This is a genomic window from Snodgrassella alvi (genome assembly GCF_040741455.2).
In the GTDB taxonomy this organism is placed as follows: Bacteria; Pseudomonadota; Gammaproteobacteria; order Burkholderiales; family Neisseriaceae; genus Snodgrassella; species Snodgrassella alvi_E.
This window is the reverse complement of record NZ_CP160328.2, coordinates 436,334-459,032: the sequence shown is the minus strand read 5'-3', so window position 1 is coordinate 459,032 and position 22,699 is coordinate 436,334. Positions and strand designations below refer to the sequence as shown.

22 protein-coding genes are annotated in these 22,699 nt (G+C 39.4%); 15 read left to right on the top strand and 7 right to left on the bottom strand.

Annotated elements, in window-relative coordinates; genetic code table 11:
* Window positions 1-24 precede the first annotated feature (24 nt).
* From ABU615_RS02200 to hfq, 15 genes are all read left to right on the top strand, one after another.
* Window positions 25-651, top strand: coding sequence for a hypothetical protein (locus ABU615_RS02200; RefSeq protein WP_367578178.1), 627 nt, complete (start codon window positions 25-27; stop codon window positions 649-651).
* 203 nt (window positions 652-854) lie between these two features.
* The gene (gene cmk, locus ABU615_RS02195; protein WP_367578177.1) at window positions 855-1,529 is read left to right on the top strand and encodes a (d)CMP kinase; all 675 of its coding nucleotides are present in this window, start codon (window positions 855-857) and stop codon (window positions 1,527-1,529) included.
* A 236-nt stretch (window positions 1,530-1,765) separates the two neighbouring features.
* On the top strand, window positions 1,766-3,448 hold the full coding sequence (gene rpsA, locus ABU615_RS02190; RefSeq protein ID WP_100140934.1) for a 30S ribosomal protein S1: 1,683 nt from the start codon (window positions 1,766-1,768) through the stop codon (window positions 3,446-3,448).
* A 6-nt stretch (window positions 3,449-3,454) separates the two neighbouring features.
* Window positions 3,455-3,772 carry an integration host factor subunit beta gene (locus ABU615_RS02185; protein ID WP_100140935.1) on the top strand — a complete coding sequence of 106 codons (318 nt, stop codon included), beginning with the start codon at window positions 3,455-3,457 and terminating at the stop codon, window positions 3,770-3,772.
* A gap of 146 nt (window positions 3,773-3,918) precedes the next feature.
* A complete protein-coding gene (gene zapE / locus ABU615_RS02180; RefSeq protein WP_370389117.1) occupies window positions 3,919-5,079 on the top strand; it encodes a cell division protein ZapE in 1,161 nt (386 codons plus the stop codon).
* Between the two features lie 94 nt (window positions 5,080-5,173).
* Window positions 5,174-5,599, top strand: a complete 426-nt coding sequence (gene ndk, locus ABU615_RS02175; RefSeq protein WP_100152677.1) for a nucleoside-diphosphate kinase — start codon at window positions 5,174-5,176, stop codon at window positions 5,597-5,599.
* Between the two features lie 81 nt (window positions 5,600-5,680).
* Entirely contained in the window at window positions 5,681-6,442 is a 762-nt protein-coding gene (locus ABU615_RS02170) for a hypothetical protein (protein ID WP_370389116.1), read from the top strand.
* Window positions 6,443-6,542: 100 nt separating this feature from the next.
* On the top strand, window positions 6,543-7,625 hold the full coding sequence (rlmN, locus tag ABU615_RS02165) for a 23S rRNA (adenine(2503)-C(2))-methyltransferase RlmN (protein WP_100140939.1): 1,083 nt from the start codon (window positions 6,543-6,545) through the stop codon (window positions 7,623-7,625).
* A 4-nt stretch (window positions 7,626-7,629) separates the two neighbouring features.
* The gene (gene pilW / locus ABU615_RS02160; protein ID WP_267390447.1) at window positions 7,630-8,397 is read left to right on the top strand and encodes a type IV pilus biogenesis/stability protein PilW; all 768 of its coding nucleotides are present in this window, start codon (window positions 7,630-7,632) and stop codon (window positions 8,395-8,397) included.
* Window positions 8,397-9,281, top strand: coding sequence for a RodZ domain-containing protein (locus ABU615_RS02155; protein ID WP_267390446.1), 885 nt, complete (start codon window positions 8,397-8,399; stop codon window positions 9,279-9,281). The genes pilW and ABU615_RS02155 overlap by 1 nt, the downstream gene beginning before the upstream one ends.
* A gap of 1 nt (window position 9,282) precedes the next feature.
* A complete protein-coding gene (gene ispG / locus ABU615_RS02150) occupies window positions 9,283-10,554 on the top strand; it encodes a flavodoxin-dependent (E)-4-hydroxy-3-methylbut-2-enyl-diphosphate synthase (protein ID WP_370389115.1) in 1,272 nt (423 codons plus the stop codon).
* Between the two features lie 57 nt (window positions 10,555-10,611).
* Window positions 10,612-11,904 (top strand): histidine--tRNA ligase, encoded by a 1,293-nt coding sequence (gene hisS, locus ABU615_RS02145; protein ID WP_370389114.1) that lies wholly within the window; start codon window positions 10,612-10,614, stop codon window positions 11,902-11,904.
* Window positions 11,904-12,530, top strand: a complete 627-nt coding sequence (locus tag ABU615_RS02140) for a tetratricopeptide repeat protein (RefSeq protein WP_267390443.1) — start codon at window positions 11,904-11,906, stop codon at window positions 12,528-12,530. The genes hisS and ABU615_RS02140 overlap by 1 nt, the downstream gene beginning before the upstream one ends.
* A gap of 132 nt (window positions 12,531-12,662) precedes the next feature.
* Entirely contained in the window at window positions 12,663-14,114 is a 1,452-nt protein-coding gene (gene der, locus ABU615_RS02135; protein WP_100157098.1) for a ribosome biogenesis GTPase Der, read from the top strand.
* Window positions 14,115-14,198: 84 nt separating this feature from the next.
* The gene (hfq, locus tag ABU615_RS02130) at window positions 14,199-14,447 is read left to right on the top strand and encodes an RNA chaperone Hfq (protein ID WP_100140945.1); all 249 of its coding nucleotides are present in this window, start codon (window positions 14,199-14,201) and stop codon (window positions 14,445-14,447) included.
* Window positions 14,448-14,495: 48 nt separating this feature from the next.
* On the opposite strand, the gene ABU615_RS02125 is transcribed toward hfq, so the two are convergent.
* The 7 genes from ABU615_RS02125 to ABU615_RS02095 all read right to left on the bottom strand — a co-directional run bounded on the left by ABU615_RS02125 (window position 14,496) and on the right by ABU615_RS02095 (window position 22,372).
* A complete protein-coding gene (locus tag ABU615_RS02125; RefSeq protein ID WP_100140946.1) occupies window positions 14,496-14,828 on the bottom strand; it encodes an SMR family transporter in 333 nt (110 codons plus the stop codon).
* 301 nt (window positions 14,829-15,129) lie between these two features.
* On the bottom strand, window positions 15,130-15,807 hold the full coding sequence (locus ABU615_RS02120) for an epoxyqueuosine reductase QueH (protein ID WP_367487971.1): 678 nt from the start codon (window positions 15,805-15,807) through the stop codon (window positions 15,130-15,132).
* Window positions 15,808-15,931: 124 nt separating this feature from the next.
* Entirely contained in the window at window positions 15,932-16,429 is a 498-nt protein-coding gene (gene tpx, locus ABU615_RS02115) for a thiol peroxidase (protein ID WP_370389113.1), read from the bottom strand.
* Between the two features lie 335 nt (window positions 16,430-16,764).
* Window positions 16,765-17,274: a dihydrofolate reductase gene (locus ABU615_RS02110; RefSeq protein WP_367422546.1), complete on the bottom strand. Its 510-nt coding sequence runs from the start codon at window positions 17,272-17,274 to the stop codon at window positions 16,765-16,767.
* Entirely contained in the window at window positions 17,271-18,065 is a 795-nt protein-coding gene (locus ABU615_RS02105) for a thymidylate synthase (RefSeq protein ID WP_367487973.1), read from the bottom strand. The genes ABU615_RS02110 and ABU615_RS02105 overlap by 4 nt, the downstream gene beginning before the upstream one ends.
* Window positions 18,066-18,100: 35 nt before the next feature.
* A complete protein-coding gene (gene dusA / locus ABU615_RS02100) occupies window positions 18,101-19,069 on the bottom strand; it encodes a tRNA dihydrouridine(20/20a) synthase DusA (RefSeq protein ID WP_370389339.1) in 969 nt (322 codons plus the stop codon).
* 270 nt (window positions 19,070-19,339) lie between these two features.
* Window positions 19,340-22,372, bottom strand: coding sequence for a tetratricopeptide repeat protein (locus ABU615_RS02095; RefSeq protein WP_370389112.1), 3,033 nt, complete (start codon window positions 22,370-22,372; stop codon window positions 19,340-19,342).
* Window positions 22,373-22,699: the final 327 nt, after the last annotated feature.

Genomic DNA, 22,699 nt, shown 5'->3' with positions numbered 1-22,699 from the left:
ATCTTAAAATAAAAGTCAGTTAGTATGAAATTTAAATTTGATTGGCACTGGTCCAAACTCAGTACACTTTGGTTAATCATGATATTGAGTGTGCCTTTCGCGCAGCAATTGCACATTCCTCCTGATTTTGTTTCCAAAGTTGAAGAAGGGCAAACGCTGTTTCTGCTTTTTTGTTTCTTATTTACTTTTTTTTCAACTATTTGCAGTGGGTTGTCCGGTAAGAAAAAAGCGTTTTGGTTATGGGCATCATTATGGTGGCTTTTGTTGCTTGGACGTGACCAGAATTGGGGTAGGCAGACATTTCCCGGGTATGAACACGCGGTATATCACACAATAGCAGCAATATTAATTCTCGGGTTAATCTTGATGCTGGTTTGGCCTCGTTTACGTGAAGGAATTGTTTATTATTACCAGCAACCTTTTCCTATTTGGAATTTTTTGCTGGCTGCGGCGGGTTTTCTACTTGCTGATGCCATTGAACGTGGTCGTTGGGTTTCACAGTTTATTCTTTTCAATTCTGCTTATGATGACTTGTTGGAAGAATTGTATGAATGCCCTTTTATGCTTGCTTTATTCACTGTATCTGCTGTAATGCAGTGGCGTACCATTTTACAGATGAAGAAATCCTTAAAACAAGTTGAAGCACATTGATAAATCTGAAATTTGAATATGTAGATGCCAATAACTGCTTTTAATCATTATGCTAAAGGTTAGAACCAGACTGGAAATCTTTAACAGCGGTTAAAGTACATTGGGTGTGATTGCGCATCTTCGATTATCAGTTATCCCGAAGATACTGGTCATTGAAAAAATTTTGTACAATATATAAAAGATGTACTTAATAAAGGAAGAATATGGTGGCGAAACAACTTGAGCCACGTTTGAAAGTAATTGCAATTGATGGTCCAAGTGCATCTGGAAAAGGGACTGTGGCAGCAAGAGTAGCAAATGTTCTCAATAGAGATTATTTGGATTCTGGAGCTTTATACCGGTTGACTGCACTCTATGCACGGCAACAGCATATTAATTGGCAGGATGAATCAGGTGTTGCAGTATTGGCAAAGAATCTACCTGTGATTTTCCACAATGAATGCATTTTGCTTGATAGTAAGGATGTAACAGCAGAAATTCGTGCCGAGGATATTGGTATGGGAGCCTCCGCAGTTGCTGCTTTACCGGCAGTACGAGACGCATTATTGCAACGTCAGCGCAGTTTTCTGACTTCCAAAGGATTGGTGGCAGATGGCAGAGATATGGCTACAGTCGTATTTCCCCAGGCTGAACTGAAAATATTTCTTACAGCCAGTGCTACGGTACGAGCACAACGGCGTGCCTTGCAGTTTGGAATTGCCAATAATGGTATCGAATATCAGCAGATACTGGCTGATATTGAAAAACGTGATCAGACAGACCGCACCCGATTAGTGGCTCCGCTTAAACCTGCTTGTGATGCCAAAATTCTTGACACATCTCTACTTACTATTGAAGAAAGTGTAGAAAAAGTACTTGATTGGTATCGGAAAATCTAAAAATAATGTATAATTCTCGGATTTTGTATGCAGTGCTAAGTGTGTTCGCCAATACAAGAGCATTCGAGTACTGTATCAAATAATTGTTTTACATATTTATATTTTGCACTGGTGTATGTATTTATTATATTGGTCGCAATTAAATTAAATAGTATTGCTGGCACAGTCAGGGTGTGCCGGTTTTGATTAACTAACTTTCGTATCCCCTGGCGATACTTGTTTGAGAACATATATATATGACTATGGAAAATTTTGCCCAGTTGCTGGAAGAAAGTTTCACCTTGCAAGAGATGAATCCCGGCGAAGTCATCACCGCAGAAGTTGTTGCCATAGACAATAATTTCGTCACTGTGAATGCCGGTCTGAAATCAGAATCTCTGATTGATGTGAGCGAATTCAAGAATGCAGCGGGCGAGATTGAGGTTAAAGTTGGCGATTTTGTCACTGTAACCATTGAATCTGTGGAAAATGGTTTTGGTGAAACCAAACTTTCACGTGAAAAAGCTAAGCGTGCGGCAGACTGGATTAAGCTGGAAGAAGCCATGGAAAATGGTGAAATTCTGTCTGGCGTAATTAACGGTAAAGTCAAAGGCGGCCTGACTGTAATGATCAACAGCATCCGTGCTTTCCTGCCTGGTTCGCTGGTAGATGTTCGTCCGGTTAAAGATACTTCTCACTTTGAAGGTAAAGAAATTGAATTCAAAGTAATTAAGCTGGATAAACGTCGCAACAACGTTGTTGTTTCACGCCGTGCTGTATTGGAAGAAACACTTGGTGAAGAACGTAAAGCACTGCTGGAAAATCTGAAAGAAGGTTCTGTAGTAAAAGGTATTGTGAAAAATATCACTGACTACGGTGCATTCGTTGACTTGGGCGGTATTGATGGTCTGTTGCACATCACTGATTTGGCTTGGCGTCGAGTTAAGCACCCAAGTGAAGTGCTGGAAGTTGGTCAGGAAGTTGAAGCCAAAGTACTTAAATTCGATCAGGAACGCAGCCGTGTATCTCTGGGTCTGAAACAGCTGGGTGAAGATCCGTGGAATGGTCTGGCTCGTCGCTATCCGCAAGGTACTCGCCTATTTGGTAAGGTAACTAACCTTACTGACTACGGTGCATTTGTGGAAATCGAGCAGGGTATTGAAGGTCTGGTACACGTTTCTGAAATGGACTGGACGAATAAGAATGTTCATCCAAGTAAAGTCGTTCAGATGGGTGATGAAGTCGAAGTGATGATTCTTGAAATTGATGAAGATCGTCGTCGCATTTCCCTAGGTATGAAGCAGTGTCAGGCTAATCCATGGCAGGAATTCGAATCCAATCATGAAAAAGGCGATAAAATCAAAGGGGTAGTAAAATCTATTACTGACTTCGGTGTATTTGTCGGCTTGCCTGGTGGTATCGATGGTCTAGTGCACCTGTCTGATCTTTCATGGACTGATGGCGGTGAAGAAGCCGTACGCCAGTTCAAGAAAGGTGAAGAAGTTGAAGCCGTGGTTCTGGCTATCGATGTAGATAAAGAACGTATTTCTCTGGGTGTGAAACAACTGGCAGGTGATCCGTTCAGCAACTATGTTAGCGTAAATGACAAAGGCAGCATTGTAACCGGTAAAGTAAAATCACTGGATGCTAAAGGCGCAGTCATTGCATTGGCAGATGATGTTGAAGGCTATCTACGTGCATCAGAAGTTTCTAATGATCGCGTTGAAGACATTCGCAATGTTTTGAAAGAAGGCGATGATGTTGAAGCTGTGATTACTACAGTAGATCGTAAAAACCGCAACATCAATTTGTCTATCAAAGCGAAAGATGCACAGGATAATACTGCTGCTCTGCGTTCATTATCAGCTAACAATGCCTCAGCTGGTACCACCAGTCTGGGTGATTTGTTGAAAGCTAAATTATCTGGTGAAAGCGAATAAGCGGTTATGACGAAGTCGGAGTTAATGATTCGCTTGGCGGAGTTATATACTGTTAATAATGATAGTACCATTTTAAATGCTAAGGATGTCGAACAAAGTATCAAGATTCTCGTTGATACAATGACTCGTGCTTTGGCAAAAGGCCAGCGAATCGAAATTCGTGGATTTGGTAGCTTTGATTTGAACCACCGTCCAGCTCGCATTGGTCGTAATCCCAAAACGGGTGAAAAAGTTTCGGTACCTGAAAAATATGTACCTCACTTCAAACCTGGCAAGGAATTACGTGAACGCGTAGACAAAGCGCTACTGTCTGCGGACAAGTAATACTTTTTTATTTGAGATAGACGTTAACGCCGCAGTTTCTGCGGCGTATTTTTATTTTTGGGTGGTCGAAGCTTTAATGAGTGTGCTATGGTTACGTCTTTTAACTTTTGCCTTATACGCTCTTTCCTCAGAAGAAAACGAACAATATGACCACATCCGTCTTTGTTGCTCCCGAATTTAATAATCAAAGTCCTCTGTCTTGGTATCAGGCTGCAGAGCAGAAACCTGGATTTATACATGATGCCGCTCAGTTGCGGGCTATTAAACAACTTGACAGGCTCTGGACAGAGTTAATGATGTTTAAACGCAAGCGTAATCGATTTTTAGGACGCAGCTTACGTTCACCTCGGGCACCCAAAGGATTATATATGTATGGAGGTGTTGGACGTGGTAAAAGCTTTTTAATGGATGTGTTTTTTGGTTGCTTACCTTATCGGCGCAAACGCCGAGTCCATTTTCACGCGTTTATGGCAGAAGTGCAGCAACGACTGAAAGAGCATCATAGTCAGGCCAATCCATTACATGCTGTGTCAGAGGATATTGCTCGTGAGGTTAGGGTATTATGCTTTGATGAATTTCATGTCAGTGATATCGCTGATGCAATGATTCTCGGACGTTTGCTGGAAGGCCTGTTTGAGCAAGGCGTGGTTATGGTGGCTACATCTAATTATGCTCCAGCAGATCTTTATTATCAGGGGCAAAACCGTTCCAGTTTTTTACCAACTATTGCATTGATTGAAAAAGAACTGACAATTTTAAATGTTGATGGTGGTGAAGATTATCGCATGCGATCACTCAAGCCTGCTGATATATTTTACATACCGGCAGATACAGCTAGCGAAAAAAAACTAGGGGATATTTTTCATAAAATAAATGGTCAGCAGCCAATCACTGGCGGAGATATTGAAATATTGGGCCGAAAACTGTCCTATAAAGCAATATCTGATTCAACAATTTGGTTTGATTTTGAAACTTTATGCTGTGGACCGCGTTCACAGAATGATTATCTGGAGCTGGCGCAAAAATTTCGTGTACTGATTTTATCTGCTATACCGAAGATGGGCTCTGCTCAGATGGCAGAAGCCCGTCGTCTCACTTGGCTTATTGATGTATTGTATGATTATCGAATCAAACTCTGTGCCAGTTGTGAAGTGCCTATAGATAATATATATACAGAGGGTGACTTTGCTAATGAATTTACCCGAACGGCCAGTCGTCTGACAGAAATGCAGTCTGAAGAATATTTAAACTTGCCTCATCTTACTTTAGATAAAGAAACTGTACATTTAGGAAAAGATATTAAATAAAGCGGAAATTTGTTAAAATGACAAAAACAGTCTTACGCATTATTTGCGCCTAAAAATATGTATTTTTATTAATTTGAATATAATGGAAACAAACATGGCTATCGAACGTACTTTATCTATTGTTAAACCTGATGCAGTTGCAAAAAACGTTATTGGACAGATTTACAGCCGATTCGAAAATAATGGTTTGAAAATTATCGCTGCAAAAATGAAACATTTGTCTAAAGCTGAGGCAGAAGGTTTTTATGCTGTACACAAAGAACGTCCTTTTTTTGGTGAACTGGTGAATTTTATGATTAGTGGTCCGGTGATGATCCAGGTACTGGAAGGAGAAGGTGCGGTCGCTAAAAATCGTGAGCTCATGGGTGCAACTAATCCGAAAGAAGCAGCAGCCGGAACTATTCGAGCTGATTTTGCTGATTCAATCGATGCTAATGCTGTGCATGGCTCTGATAGCCTTGAAAATGCAGCTACAGAAATTGCATATTTTTTTGCTGCCGATGAATTGTGCACGCGCTAAAATAGTTTGTATATGAATTGAATTAGTCCACCTATAGAGGTGGACTAATTTGTAACTATATATGTTAACTGGAGAAATGAGATGTCTGATTTTTTTAATTTACCAGCTTTAAAATCACTTTCTGTACAAACATTTAACGAAACAAAACCATTTCCGAATCATCTATTTAAGGAAATTTTGTTACCAGAAGCATTTAATAATTTATATAATAATTTTCCAAGTCTTGAGTTGTTTGAAAAACATGTTAACAGACCACGTGGAAAAAGTGGTCAGCGACCGCATAACCGTTATTATCTGGCTTTTGAGAAATCTATATATCATAAAAATGACCAGTCTGGACCAGGCGTTACCAAATTAGAACAATTACCTGAAGTTTGGCAAGAGTTTGTTCGGGAGGTACAAACTTTTGAACCATATCAGGAGTTTTTAAGACGGTATTTAAATCTTGATGAATATGAGATTCGGTATGCGTGGCATGTTGGTGAAACAGGTTCTGAGGTTTCACCACATTGTGATAGTTTTGACAAAATCGGAACACATATTTTTTATTTTAATACTTCGGCAGACTGGGAAATAGAATGGGGTGGTTCAATATTGGCTCTCAGTGGTAAAAAAACAGCCAAAACTAACCCAGACATTAGTGATTTTGAGAGTGTGGAAGGCTTTGATATACGTGATAACAGCAGTTTTCTTTTTAAAAATACTGCTGATGGTTGGCATGCTACTGAAGTCTTAACTTGTCCGCCTAATCATTATCGTCGTTTGTTTAATGTGATAGTTCAAAAGAAAAAAACTGAGAAAACACTAAAAAAAGTATGGCATTTTTTATCTGGTAAAAATTAAAGAATTGTATAAATTGTTGAATAAATTTGTATTATCAGCATAATGTTTTAGATTAGTTTGTTTTGTAGCATTTGTTACGTAATTTTTTTGTATTTTCCAGATGAAAACCAATTTGCTAAATTTTGACTTACCCGGCTTAACTGCCCACTTTGCTCAGATGGGGGAGAAGCCATTTCGTGCCAAGCAGGTTATGCGCTGGATGCACCCAGGGGGTGTAGCTGATTTTACAGATATGACTGATCTGGCCAAATCATTACGCCATAAATTATTGGATAAGGCTGAAATTAAAGTGCCTGATCTTTTGGTAGAGCAAAAATCTGCAGATGGTACTTGTAAATGGTTGTTAGACGTAGGTACAGGCAATGGTGTGGAAACAGTTTTTATTCCTGAAGATAGTAGGGGAACTTTATGTATTTCTTCACAGGTTGGTTGTGCTTTAGAATGCTTATTTTGCTCAACAGGCCGACAGGGTTTTAATCGTAACCTCACTACTGCAGAAATTATCGGTCAGCTTTGGTGGGCAAATAAAGCGCTTGGTGTGACACCTAAGGATGAAAGAGTGATTTCCAATGTGGTAATGATGGGGATGGGCGAACCTTTAGCAAACTTTGAAAATGTAGTTACAGCGCTGAGTATAATGCTTGATGACCATGGGTATGGTTTGTCCCGTCGCCGTGTGACAGTGTCTACTTCGGGCATGGTGCCACAAATGGATCGATTGAAGGATGTGATGCCTGTAGCTCTTGCTATTTCATTGCATGCTTCAAATGATGAGGTTCGGGATCACTTGATACCATTGAATAAAAAATATCCGCTTAGCCAATTAATGGCTGCATGTCAGCGTTATTTGGCTAAAGCTCCACGTGATTTTATTACTTTTGAATATATCATGTTAAAGGGTGTCAATGATGAACCTCAACACGCACGCGAACTGATTGAGCTGGTTAAAGATGTACCTTGTAAATTCAATCTGATTCCGTTTAATCCATTTACTAATTCTGGTTTTGAACGATCCACTAACGAGCGCATCCGTGTATTTAGAGAAATATTACTGGAAGCAGGTTTTGTTGTTACAGTCAGAAAAACTCGTGGTGATGATATTGATGCAGCATGTGGTCAGCTTGCTGGCAAAGTAAAAGATAAAACTCGGCGTCAACAAAAATGGCAGCTTGTACAGGGGTAATTTGATGAAAAAAAAACTTGGATCAATTTTACTGATGACTGTTATTTTATCAGCTTGTGCTACTCAAACTCTGGATAAAAAGCCAACTGCTGCTCAGCGAGCACGCGAGGTAGCTCAAATTAAAACCCAGCTGGCAGTAGAATATCTAAGAAATAAAAATTATAGACAGGCTGTAGAATCTATTGATGAAGCTATAAAAAATAATAGTAGCTCACTTGATGCTTGGTTAATTCGTGCGCAAATCTGGCAGTATTTGAAAGAACCGGCTAAGGCAGAAGAAAGTTTTCAGCGAGCGCTTTCTTTGGCTCCAGACAGTGCTGAAGTTAATAATAATTTCGGCTGGTTTGTTTGTGATGTTCTTAAGAAGCCAAATGCATCCATTTCATATTTTGATAAGGCTTTATCAGATCCGACTTATCCTACACCGGAAGTTGCTCAGTTTAATAAAGGAATCTGTAGTAGTCGGATGGGACAGTATCAGCTGGCAAACAGTTATTTTGAGCGAGCTTTGGCAGCTAATCCTAATTTTATTGCTGCTAAGAAAGAAATGGCTCGTAATGATTTGCAATCAGGTAGTGTTTCAGAAGCCAATTATCTGTTTAAACAATATCAAAGTCAGGTAAATAGTTTATCTGCTGATGATTTGTTACTTGGATGGAGAATTGAAAAATCTCTTGGTAATATGCAAGCGGCTTATGAATATGAAGCACAATTGCGTAATAATTTCCCTTATTCTGCTGAATTAGAGCAGGTTTCTACAGGAAAATTCTAATGAATGAGCAAACCAAAAATCTCGATTCCAGCCCGAATGCCGCTGTCACTTTGGGAGCATTATTATCTCAGGCAAGAAAGCAAAAAGGCTTATCTGTCGGTGAGGTTGCAGAGCGTTTAAAATTACCAGCCAGACAGATTGAGGCAATGGAAAGTGGCAGTTATAAAGGTTTGCCGGAAGCGGTATTCATTAAAGGTTTTTTGAGTTCCTATGCACGCTTGCTGGAGCTGGATGAGTCAGAATTTAAGCAATATCTGCAGCAGATTTTTCCATCCGGACAACGCTATTCCACATCAGACAGTAGCAAAGTGTTATCTTCAGAATTAGATTTTCAGGATAAACCTCAACGTCGCCATTTTCCACGTTGGCTTATTGCATTGCTGGTGCTGATTATCATTGGTGCGGTGGTATATGCTTGGCAAAGTAAATCAACATCTGAAAATGCCAAACAGGCTGCTACAGCCAGTCAGGAAGTTTCTGCGCAAACTGCGTCCATTAGTGATATTGCAGCTAGTAATATTCGTGTGGTACCGATGCCTGCAAGTGAACAAGTCAGCAGTACTGCATCGACTACAGTGATCAGCGCCAGTCAGCCCCAGGAAGCTAATACCAATACTAATGCATCACAGCCTGTTGCTGCTGATTCAGAGGCGTTGCTGATCAAGCTTGAAAATAAATCATGGTTACAAGTGAGTGACAAAAATGGCAAAGTATTAATCAGCCAGGTTGTCGATGCAGGAAGCACTCAACAATTTAGCGGCAGTGCTCCTTATAAAGTTATTATTGGTTATACACCCGGGGCCAGCATCAAGTTTGCTGGCAAAGATGTTATTATTCCTCAAAATAAAAAAAGAACTGCTGTAGTTATGGTAGGTGGTAATTGAAATGACGTTGTCCGGAGTACGCAGGAAAACTTATCAGGTAAAAATTGAACAAGTTGTAATTGGTTCTGACGCACCGGTGAGAGTGCAGTCTATGACCAATACTGATACGGCTGATGCTGAACTGACGGCTAATCAGGTGAAAGCGCTGGCTGATGCTGGTTCTGAGCTGGTTAGAATTACGGTAAATACCCCCCAAGCTGCTGCTAAAGTGGCTGAAATTCGTCAGCGGCTGAATGATATGGGCTGTAATGTACCGTTAGTAGGGGATTTTCATTTTAATGGTGATCGCTTACTCAAAGATTATCCAGATTGTGCTCGGGCACTAGCAAAATACCGCATTAACCCGGGAAATGTAGGCAAAGGGGTTAAAGGCGATGAAAAATTTGCCTTTATGATTCACACTGCAGCTGAAAATGATAAGGCGGTTCGTATCGGAGTGAACTGGGGGTCGTTAGATCAGGCTTTGGCCAAACGAATGATGGATGCCAATTTGGCTTTACCTGCTCCTCAGCCTGCTGAAGCTGTAATGAAAGAAGCTTTAATTGTTTCAGCTCTTGATTCAGCACAAAAGGCTGAAAGTCTGGGATTGCCTTCAGACCGAATTATTTTATCTTGTAAAGTATCAAATGTGCAGGATTTGATTGAGGTTTATCATAATCTAGCTGCCCGCTGTCTATATCCATTACATTTGGGTCTTACTGAAGCGGGAATGGGCAGTAAAGGTATCGTTGCTTCCACTGCTGCATTGTCTATTCTTTTGCAACAGGGCATTGGTGATACGATTCGAGTTTCATTAACGCCCGAACCTGGAAGTGCTAGGACGCAGGAAGTCGTTGTGGCTCAGGAAATTTTGCAGACTATGGGTATCCGTTCGTTTACACCATTGGTAACAGCTTGCCCAGGTTGTGGAAGAACCACTAGTACTGTTTTTCAGGAGCTGGCTCGTGATATTCAGCGATATTTGCGTGAAAAAATGCCGGTGTGGCGTTTGCAATATCCTGGTGTAGAAAACTTAAATGTAGCAGTAATGGGATGTGTTGTGAATGGACCAGGTGAAAGTAAGCTGGCTGATATTGGTATTTCGTTACCCGGTACTGGTGAAACGCCTGTGGCTCCTGTATACATAGACGGTGAACGGAAAACCACTCTAAAAGGTGAGCATATGGCTGAAGAGTTTCTGGCATTAGTTGAAGAATATATCCATACTAATTATGGCAGTCAGGGTAAAAAAAGGGAGCCAGCTAAAGTTATTCCGATTGCCGCTTTACAATGAACAGATCTTCAAGCTGTGACAGGCTGTATTGTTTCATAGGGATAAAAATAAAATATTATGGGTAAGAAAATCCAGGCCGTTAAAGGCATGAATGATTTGTTACCAGTAGTGCAAAAAGATTTCAAGCTAACAGCAGCACTCTGGCAGGCATTTGAAGATGTAGTGGCATTATGGACACGCAGTTTTGGCTATAGCCAGATTCGGACGCCGATGGTGGAACAAACCGGTTTATTTGTGCGTTCTATCGGTGAAGAGACTGATGTGGTTGGCAAGGAAATGTACACTTTTGCCGATTCAAACGATAAATTAAGTTTGAGCCTGAGGCCTGAAGGTACAGCCTCCTGTTTACGCGCCGTAGTAGAGCACAATTTACTTTATAATAACCCGCAAAAGTTATGGTATATGGGGCCGATGTTTAGGCGTGAACGGCCGCAGAAAGGGCGTTATCGTCAGTTTCATCAGGTTGGAGTTGAGGCACTTGGATTTGACGGACCTGATGTGGATGCTGAGCTAATCGCTATGAGTGCCAATTTGTGGGAACATCTGGGCATTCGAGAACATCTGACTTTAGAACTCAATACTTTGGGTAATCAGCAGGAGCGGGCGGCGCATCGCACAGCTTTAATTGCATATCTGCAACAGCATGTAGCTATTTTAGATGAAGATAGCCGGCGGCGAATGCATACTAATCCTTTACGGGTACTGGATACTAAAAATCCTGACTTACAGGCAATGGCCAATGCAGCCCCACGCTTGACTGATTACTTGGGCGATGAGTCATTGGCACATTATAATACTCTGAAAAGTATGTTAGATGGTCTGGGTATCCATTATGTTGAAAACCCACGTCTGGTGAGGGGGTTGGATTACTATAATCTGACAGTGTTTGAATGGACTACGGATAAGCTCGGATCACAGGCTACGGTGTGCGGTGGTGGCCGATATAATGGTCTTATAGAAGAGCTAGGAGGTAAACCGGCACCGGCAATTGGTTTTGCGCTGGGAATTGAGCGTTTATTATTAATTGTGCAGGAATTCGGAAAATTGAAGGTTAATGCTGCTCCTGATATATATGTTCTGCATCAGGGTGAAGGCAGTAGTTTGACAGCAATGCAGAATGCAACAATATTACGCGCGGCTGGATTGAGTGTTTACCTGCATTGTGGTGATCAAAGTTTAAAAGCGCAGCTGAAAAAAGCCGATGCCAGTGGTGCAGCTTTTGCTGTAATTGTGGCGCAGGAAGAAATGGTAAACAATACGCTGACAGTAAAAAATCTGCGTACTCATGAACAACAGACTGTTGCTGCAAATGCAGTTTTACAGTTAATCCAACAATGGAAGAATGCATAATGGTTGTACATATTCAGGATGAACAGGAAGTTGCGAATTTTAAGTACTTTTGGCAGCGTTGGGGTCGATGGATTTTTGCAGTTTTGATTTTGCTTGCACTGGCCTATCTGGGTTATGTGCTTTATCAGGGGCATATTCGCAATAATAATGAAAAAGCAGCTGCTGTATTTGAAACTTTTGTGACTCAGGCCAATGCAAATAATATGGCTGAAAGTAAAAAAGCTCTGATGCAGCTACAGGAAAAATATCCGGATACCATGAATGCCACTCAGGCCACACTGATGATGGCCGGATCTGCTTTTGATGAACATAAATATGATGAAGCAATCCGTCATTTGCAATGGGTGAAGGACAGACAGAAAGATGACTTATTGCAGACAATCGTTGCTCAGAGGCTGGCTACCGTTTATTTGCAGCAGGGTAAATATAACGAAGCATTACAGGCTCTGGATGTAAAAGTAGTGGCTCAGTTTAAGCCTATTCTTTTGGAAACTAAGGGCGATGTTCTGCAGGCACAAAAGAAAAATACCGAAGCTATGGCAGCTTATCAGCAGGCATTGAATCTTCTGGACAAGGATTCAGTACAGCGTGACGTGCTTCAAATGAAAATCAGCAGTCTGAGCTAATTGATATATTTCAACCTGAGATTACGAGCAAGTAATCATGCCTTAATCTCAGGATTGTAGTTTTTTAAAAAGCTTGCCTATGGCAGGCTGTTGCTGTTTTACAGCGAAGTAAAATTATTAGAAAGAATTTATATGAAACCAACAATCGTTTTGGTTGGTCGACCGAATGTAGGCAAATCAACTCTGTTTAATCGCCTGACCCGAACCAAAGATGCGCTGGTTGCTGATTTACCGGGTCTGACACGAGATCGTCACTATGGCCATGGACGGGTGGGAAGCAAACCTTATCTGGTGGTAGATACTGGCGGTTTTGAGCCAGTTGTAGATAGTGGCATTCTCTATGAAATGGCACGGCATACTTTACAGGCTATTGATGAAGCAGATGCAGTTATCTTTTTGGTGGACGGGCGGACGGGTTTAACGCCGCAAGATCAAATTATCGCCAATCGCCTACGTCAAAGTACCCGTCCGGTGTATCTGGCAGTGAATAAAGGTGAGGGTGGTAATCGGCCGGTTTTAGCGGCTGAATTTTATGAGCTCAGTCTTGGTGAACCTGTAGTCATTTCTGGTGCACATGGTGATGGTGTTTATGAGCTGATTGAAACTGTGCTGGAATCGTTTCCTGAAGAGCAAGAAGAAACTGAAAGCAAGCATCCGGTTTTTGCAGTCATCGGTCGTCCTAATGTAGGCAAATCAACGCTAGTAAATGCCATTCTCGGCGAAGAACGAGTCATCGCTTTTGATATGGCCGGAACAACGCGTGATTCGATACATATTGATTTTGAACGGGGTGATAAGCCGTTTACGATTATTGATACAGCAGGGGTGCGCCGGCGTGGAAAAGTAGATGATGCAATTGAAAAATTTTCTGTAATCAAGGCGATGCAAGCTATTGATGAAGCAAATGTAGCTGTGTTGGTATTGGATGCACAGCAGGATATAGCTGATCAGGATGCTACTATTGCAGGCTTTGCTCTTGAAGCCGGACGCGCTCTGGTGGTGGCTGTCAATAAATGGGACGGACTGAGCGAAGAACGCAAACAGCAAGTAAAACGTGATATTGCCCGTAAACTATATTTTCTGGATTTTGCAAAATTTCATTTTATTTCTGCATTAAAAGAAAAGGGCATAGACGGGCTGTTTAGCTCAATTCAAGAAGCATATGATGCAGCAATGATTAAGTTGCCCACACCAAAAATTACTCGCGTACTACAAAGTGCGCTTGAGCGACAGCAGCCACCACGTGCCGGACTAATTCGTCCTAAATTGCGCTATGCCCATCAGGGGGGCATGAATCCGCCAGTCATAGTGATTCATGGGAATGCTTTGCAACATATTAGTGATGCTTATACCAGATATCTGACACAAACGTTTCGCAAAGCCTTTCATTTACAGGGTACACCTTTACGTATTCAATATAATGTTAACCACAATCCATATGAAGAAAAAGACAGCAAGCCGGCGCAGCCATTGCGTCGAGTTAAAATGAGTAACCGGATTGCCAAACGTGAGCAGATTAAACAATCGAAAAAGCAGGTAAAACGTAAAAATAAAGTCAGTACAAAGAAAACAAATGCCCATTAATGTGGTAGCATTGACTACGCTTTTCTAATCGCTGTACGCGGGTGCAGCTTAGCGACAACATAATCAAAAAAACGGAGTATCCAAATGAGCGCCAAAGGACAAATGTTACAAGATCCTTTCTTGAATGCACTGCGAAAAGAGTATGTACCGGTTTCCATTTATTTGGTCAACGGTATTAAACTGCAAGGTCAGGTAGAGTCATTTGACCAGTATGTTGTGTTATTGCGTAATACCTCTGTAACACAAATGGTATATAAGCATGCGATTTCTACCATTGTTCCTGCACGGGCTGTAAGCCTGCAGCATGAACCAAAATCATCATCTCCAGAATAATCATTTATTCTGTTTGATAAAAACCGTGGGTTAGCCACGGTTTTTTTGTTAGTGAGTCATTGACTTGGAAAAAAGATTAATGACTACAACTCCTACCAGTATCAGACCTATACCGATAATTGCCGGCATATCCAGCTTCTGACCAAATTTTATCCATGCAATTAGTGATACGCAAACAATGCCAACTCCAGACCACACAGCATAAGCGATGCCTACTGGCATGGTTTTCAGTGTCTGCGCCAGACAATAAAAGGAAATGATATAGCCCATAATGGAGCAGAAGCTAGGTATGAGTCTGGTAAATCCATTACTTACTTTGAGCATACTGGTTGCAAAAATTTCTGCTAGTATGGCGATGGATAGGAAAATCCATTGATTCATGTTTATCCTTTAATAAGCTTTATTTCTGTTTACAAGGATGGCAGAAAATGGCCAGAAAAGCTACATATGAGCCATTTGAAAGAAGTGTAAATTGCAACTTTTGTCGTTATTTTTAGATGCCAGACATTTACAAATGGTATTTGAGATAAATAAATAAGCAAGTTTACTAGCCTGCTGGTCCAAACCCTAGCGAAATATTAATGAAACAGCGGATTTACTTGATGAATCCGCTGTTTCATTACTTTAAGCTAATTTAGATTGGTTGCTATGATTGATTTCTTACCGCACTGAATCTTGTGATTTAAGCTTTTTCTTCAGTGCCATAGTATTTAGTGCCGATTTTAATGCTTTCTCGGCCATGTTCGCGACGCCATGCATTGCTGTCACGCAAAGAATAAGCGCAGCCGCAATATTCCTGCTGATAAAACTGCTCACGTTTGCTGATTTCTATCATACGCTGACTGCCACCGCCTTTGCGCCAGTTGTAATCCCAGTAAATCAGACCAGGATATTTTTCTGCCGCACGTTTGCCGCAATCATTGATCTGCTGCATATTTTTCCAGCGAGAAATGCCTAGAGAGCTGGTAATGACCGGAAAACCGTTTTCATGAGCATATAAAGCTGTACGTTCGAAACGCATATCAAAACACATGGTACACCGAATACCACGCTCTGGTTCAAACTCCATACCTTTTGCGCGGGCAAACCAGTTGTCCATATCATAATCGGCGTCGATAAACGGAATATTGAATTTTTCTGCAAAGGCTTTGTTTTCATCTTTGCGAATTTCATATTCTTTTTTCGGATGAATATTAGGATTATAAAAATAGATGGTGTAATCAATGCCTGCGGCCAGCATGGCTTCCATTACTTCACCGGAGCAAGGTGCACAGCATGAATGCAACAATACTTTGCCGGCACCCTTGGGCGGAATTAGTTTAGGGCGTTGTACATCTGTAACGATTACTTGTGGGTTCATTGATATGGTTTCCTGCTATTTTAATTTTCTTCTGATGAGATTTTAACAAAGCTGCCTTTGCAACGACATAGTGCAAAAGCAAAAAAGCGTTCAGATTTCTGAACGCTTATCTGGACATTATATTTTACAATACTGCTAATGCTTCTTCATAGCTTGGTTCGGTAGTGATTTCAGCTACCAGCTGGCTGTGTAAAACCTGATTGTTTTCATCTAAAACAATCACAGCGCGGGCACACAGCCCAGCTAAAGGGCCTGTGCTCAGTTTTACACCATATTCTTCTCGAAATTCGGGATGGCGGAATGTAGATAAGGTAATTACCTGATCGAGTCCTTCAACTCCACAGAAGCGAGCTTGTGCAAAAGGTAAATCGGCTGAAATACATAAAACAACTGTATTGCTCAATTTAGCCGCATCAGCATTGAAATGGCGTACTGAAGCCGCACAAACGCCAGTATCTACACTTGGAAATATATTTAGAACTTTGCGTTTGCCAGCAAAGCTAGCCAATGAAACTTCATTTAAATTCGCGTCGGTAAGGGTGAATTCAGGGGCTGTAGCGCCTTTTTGGGGGAAAAGGCCATTTACTTCAACAGGTGAACCTTTTAGGGAAACAGTACTCATAACTATATCCTTTGATGTTTAATCTCGTTAATGACGTGTAGGCTTATTGTGGGCGAAGGATGGATAACTGTCAAAGTATATCTATGCTGATTACACTAAAGCTAACTTTACGCATAAATAGAGAAAATTCATTTCTAAATGAATCTATTTTTATTAGGTCTGAACATAGCAGAGGATAGAAGATTGGCTACGACATTAAATATCAGACATCATAGTTATCATACAGGCAAAGCAACAATTAAGTTTAATATTTCAAAAAAGCCTGCTCGTTTAACCTCATCCTCTATTGCTAAATTCAGTTTGAATGCGAATTAACTACTTGATGATTATTGGAATTAATCGGCAGTGGGCAAGCGCACAAAATGCTGTAAGTCATAAACAATATTATCTTGTTTACTCGTATGATTACTGCTTTCTGCTAATTGCCATCCACGGGGGCTAATTTCTGGAAAAAATGTATCTCCGGCAACATCTAAATGAATTCTGGTGATGCGTAGATCAGTGGCTAGGGGCATTGCTTGAGCATAGATTTGTGCGCCGCCCATAATAATGACTTCATCAGTGTCTGCTAACTGGAAAAGAGCCTCTTCGATATTCCGGCAGGATGTAGCACCGCAAAACACTTGCTCCGGATTTCGACTGATTACGTAATTTGGCCGTCCCGGTAAGGGTTTTTTGGGCAGCGAATCCCATGTTTTGCGCCCCATTATCACAGGTTTGCCCATGGTGTAATGTTTAAAAAATTGAAAATCTTCGGGTACATACCATGGAATCTGATTTTTTTTGCCAATACAATTATTATCAGAAAGCGCTGCAATTAAGGTGATTTTACGGAATTTGTTCATACGGCTACTGGGGCTTTGATATGAGCATCCGGATGATAATCCGTTAGAGTGAAATCTTCAAACTGAAATGCAAATAGGTCTTTTACATCTGGGTTTAAATGCATATGGGGCAGCTTTTTCGGTGTACGGGTTAGTTGCAATTTTGCCTGCTCAAAATGATTGCTGTATAAGTGAGCATCACCTAGGGTATGAACAAATTCACCTAATTGTAAATCACACACTTGAGCAATCATCATGGTCAACAGGGCATAGCTTGCTATATTAAACGGTACACCAAGAAATATATCGGCACTGCGCTGATAAAGCTGGCAGGACAATTTGCCGTTTGCTACATAAAACTGAAACAAAGCATGGCAAGGGGGTAAGGCCATTTCATCTACCAATGCCGGATTCCATGCAGAAACAATCAGGCGCCGACTGTCTGGATTGTTTTTAATCTGCTGCAGCAAATTGCTGATTTGGTCGATATGGCGGCCATCCGGTGCTGGCCAGCTGCGCCATTGGTAGCCATAAACCGGCCCTAGATTGCCATCGGCATCCGCCCATTCATCCCAAATGGTAACATTGTGTTCATGCAGATAGCGGATATTGGTATCGCCGCGTAAAAACCACAGCAATTCATAAATAATGGAGCGCAAATGCAGCTTTTTGGTGGTGAGCACAGGAAAGCCATCGGCGAGATTAAAGCGCATTTGATAACCGAAAACCGAACGAGTGCCGGTACCGGTACGGTCTGATTTGTCCACGCCATGATCAAGTACGTGTTGCATTAAGTCTAGATACTGTTGCATACAGATTATCCAATACAAAATAGGGTAATTGTAGCTTAAATTGATGCAGGTTGGCTGACGCTGCTATTTTTCACTGCCTGCCATGCAGCAGCAATTAAACTGGCATTGTTATTTTTTAACAAAGAAGCATCGGATAGCATACGCCGCCACTGGCGTGCTCCTTGCAGGCCATGCATCAGCCCTAGGTAGTGACGTGCCATATGGCGCAAAGAATTATCGGGTTTTGCCAGCTGCTGCTGTGTATATTCAATCAATTGCTCGACTAAGGCTTCATATCCCACTGCAGGAAGTGTACTGCCATAAAATTCAGCATCCCAACTACGCATCAGCATCGGATTATGATAAGCCTCACGCCCGACCATCACGCCATCGACATATTGTAGATGCTGGCTAATTTGCTCATTGCTGGTCACGCCACCGTTGAGAATGATTTGTAAATCAGGGAATTCCTGTTTCAGGCGATAAACATAGTCATAGCGTAGTGGTGGAATATCACGGTTATCTTTTGGTGATAGCCCCTCGAGCCATGCATTACGCGCATGTACAATAAAAATGCGGCAGGCGGTACGTTCACGCAATGTGCCGACAAAATCAGCTAAGGGCTCATAAGCAGTTTCTTTGTCCAAACCGATGCGATGCTTAATGGTAACCGGAATATCTACGGCTTCCTGCATGGCATTCAGACAGTGGGCAACCAGTGCAACCTCACGCATTAAGCAAGCACCAAAAGCGCCTTGCTGTACGCGTGGGCTAGGACAACCACAATTTAGATTAATTTCGTTGTAACCATAGCTGGCAGCAATTTTCGCTGCCTGTGCCAATACATCGGGTTCGCTGCCCCCAAGCTGCAAGGCAACGGGCTGTTCTTGCGGATGATATGCCAGTAATTTATCTCGATTGCCATGAATAATGGCATTAGCGTTAATCATTTCCGTGTACAGCCATGTATTTTGGCTAATTAGTCTGGCCATATAGCGGTAGTGCCGGTCTGTCCAGTCCAGCATTGGCGCCACAGATAAAGTTCTTGGCGGCAGAGGTTGATTAACCTGCTGATTTATATTGGCCGTTGCAGTACCATTGCTGGCGCTTAAACGTTTGTATTCCTGCATTGTTTGCACTTCTAAAAACCGTTGAATCAAGGCCATATCACTGTGTGAGTACAGTGAAGCCCCTAGTTAAATTCTACATAAATGCAGATTATACATGGGTTAAATATATTGCTTGGTAGACTAAATGCAAAAATACACTTTTGCTATCACCATTCAGTATAAAAATTAGCGCAAAGGCATTTCGGATTTAATCAATTTGATTTCTTTTCTATTGTGTTTTTTCTTGAAATGATTATCTAGCCATAATTTATGCTGCATTTTACATTGCGGACCCAGATAAATTTTGTCTATATAATCTTCAACTTCTTTATATTCAATGTACAAATTATTAGCGGCTTGATAATCTGTTGGTTCAACAATATTTTTATCTGCGATGTGAGTAATATAAATCATACGGCATTCGTCCTCATCTTCGAAAGCAGCGTGTTTTATCAGGCAGGATATAGGTAAGACAGCTAAGCTAAGTAATTGTTGCAAATTAGGTATTTTTTGTAACTCACGGTTTTTTAAAAGTTTACTCATTAGAACATTTATTTTTTTTAAATGTATGCGAATATCTTGTATTTTTTTCTGTTCGTTTAATGTATCTATATAATTTTTCCACTCGTTTTCAATATACTGAGTTTCTTTTTCGTTACTCATTTCCAGATAGAAAGATTGTTTGTTACGTTTAGCCAAAGAGATATATTCAGTTTTAGGGTCAAAGTACAGGCAACGATATATAGGTAAAGGATAAAGATTTGTATTTGGTTTATCTTCGGTTTTATTAAGACTTAAAATTTGGTTTTCATTTTCAGAAGTTGAAGTAGAAAATTGTTTTGTTATATTAAAATTTTCCATATTTATACTTCGTTCAGCATTCTGGCCGAAAAAATTGTGATTAAAAGCTATGCTAACACCTGAACCAAATATATTGTCCTCATTTCCATATAATCGAAATTGATTTAAAGAGTTATGATTAAAGGAAAAGCTAGCTAAGAATGTTTTAATTTCATTATCTGGATTAGTTGTAATATTCAGCCATTGTGTTAATACCTGATTCTCACTGGGATCATTCATAAAATCGACGATATTCAATCTGAATTTACTTGGATTTTTGCCTTTAAGTAAATTGAATAAAACACCCGGTCTAGTGTAATGCGCTACACGACGTTCAGGATTTTTGGTTACTATTTCTTCGTTAGATGATAAATTTTTTTCGAATGAAACTATTAATAAATCTTTTATTTCTTTAACTAATTGACAAATTTTCTTAATTCTATTAATTATTATTTTTTTCCATTTAATATTACCAATATTATTCGATTTTAAATCAATTAATCCTAATATTAATTGAGCAGATATAAAATTATCCGCTGATAAATTGCGATATTTGATTTGTTTATAAAACTTAAGGGATTCTTCGGGTAGTTGTTTTTTAAACAAGTAAATATTACCTAACTCAAACTGTGCAAGATAATAAGATTCTAAGTCATGCTCATGACTGACATTTAAAAAAAATTTTATAGCCTCATCGTCATCATTTTTTTTCTTTTTATAGATAAAAGCTAATTTGTATTGAGCAAACGCATAAGTTTTAGGGTCATCCTCTCTGGTTATATTAGAGTAAAAGAGTTCAGCCTTATCATAATCCTGTTTTTTTTCTTCATAGATAAAAGCTAAATTATATTGAGCAAACGCATAAACTTTAGAATCATCCTCTCTAGTGATATTAGAGAAAAAATGTTCAGCCTTATCGTTATCATTTTTTTTCTTTTTATAGATAATAGCTAAATTAAATTGAGCTTTAGCATAAATTTTAGGCTCATCCTCTTTAGTTATATTAGAATAAAAGAGTTCAGCCTTATCATAATCCTGTTTTTTCTCTTGATAAATAATAGCTAAATTAAATTGAGCTTTAGCATAAATTTTAGGGTCATCCTCTCTGGTTATCCTAGAGAAAAAGAGTTCAGTCTTATCATAATCCTGTTTTTTCTCTTGATAAATAATAGCTAAATTAAATTGAGCTTTAGCATAAATTTTAGGGTCATCCTCTCTGGTTATCCTAGAGAAAAAGAGTTCAGTCTTATCATAATCCTGTTTTTTCTCTTGATAAATAATAGCTAAATTAAATTGAGCACTAGCATAAATTTTAGGTTTATCCTCTCTGGTTATATTAGAGTAAAATCGAATGGCTTGTTCATAATCGTGTTTTTTCTCTTGATAAGTAATAGCTAAATTGAATTGAGCATCAGCATAAATTTTAGGGTCATCCTCTCTAGTGATTTTAGAGAAAAAATGTTCAGCCTTATCGTTATCATTTTTTTTCTCTTGATAAATAAGAGCTAAATTAACTTGAGCTTTAGCATAAGTTTTAGGGTCATCCTCTCTAGTGATATTAGAGAAAAAATGTTCAGCCTTATCGTTATCATTTTTTTTCTCTTGATAAATAAGAGCTAAATTAAATTGAGCTTTAGCATAAATATAAGGTTTATCCTCTCTGGTTATATTAAAGTAAAAGAGTTCAGCCTTATCATAATCGTGTTTTTTTTCTTGATAAATAAGAGCTAAATTAAATTGAGCAATTACATTAATATAAGGGTCATCCTCTTTGGTTATATTAGAGTAAAAGAGTTCAGCCTTATCATAATCCTGTTTTTTCTCTTGATAAATAATAGCTAAATTAAATTGAGCTTTAGCATAAATTTTAGGGTCATCCTCTCTGGTTATACTAGAGAAAAAGAGTTCAGCCTTATCATAATCCTGTTTTTTTTCTTCATAGATAAGAGCTAAATTATATTGAGCTTCAGCATAAGTTTTAGGGTCATCCTCTCTGGTTATATTAGAGTAAAAGAGTTCAGCCTTATCATAATCCTGTTTTTTTTCTTCATAGATAAGAGCTAAATTGAATTGAGCAAACGCATAAATTTTAGAATCATCCTCTCTAGTGATATCAGAGAAAAAATGTTCAGCCTTATCGTTATCATTTTTTTTCTTTTTATAGATAAGAGCTAAATTAAATTGAGCTATTGCATAAATATAAGGTTCATCCTCTTTGGTTATATTAGAGTAAAAGAGTTCAGCCTTATCATAATCATGTTTTTTCTCTTGATAAATAATAGCTAAATTAAATTGAGCATTAGCATATTTTTCTTTTCCATCATCACGGCTTATTTTGCTTAATTCTACAATTTGCTTGTTAACTTTATCATCTGCCATTTTGATCTCTACTTTCTAAATTTTTTAAAACATTCAGAATAGCTTTTAGCTGACTTTGCTATGTAATTCGTATCGTTAAATAACCAATTTAAGTCATTGTGTTTATAATAATTTTAACAAAATAAAATAAAAAAAAACAAAGTTAAAATTTAAATAAAAATTCTTGAATTGAATTAATTATTTTAATGTGTTTCTGAAACGGCTTTTTAAATTCGGCTGTTACTGTATTTATTGTTTGTATTTAAGTTAACTATTTCTAGGTTTTACTAGTTTTTTTGTGATGTTTGTAATTAGCTGCAAATTCTGACTATATCTATTGCGGGCTTT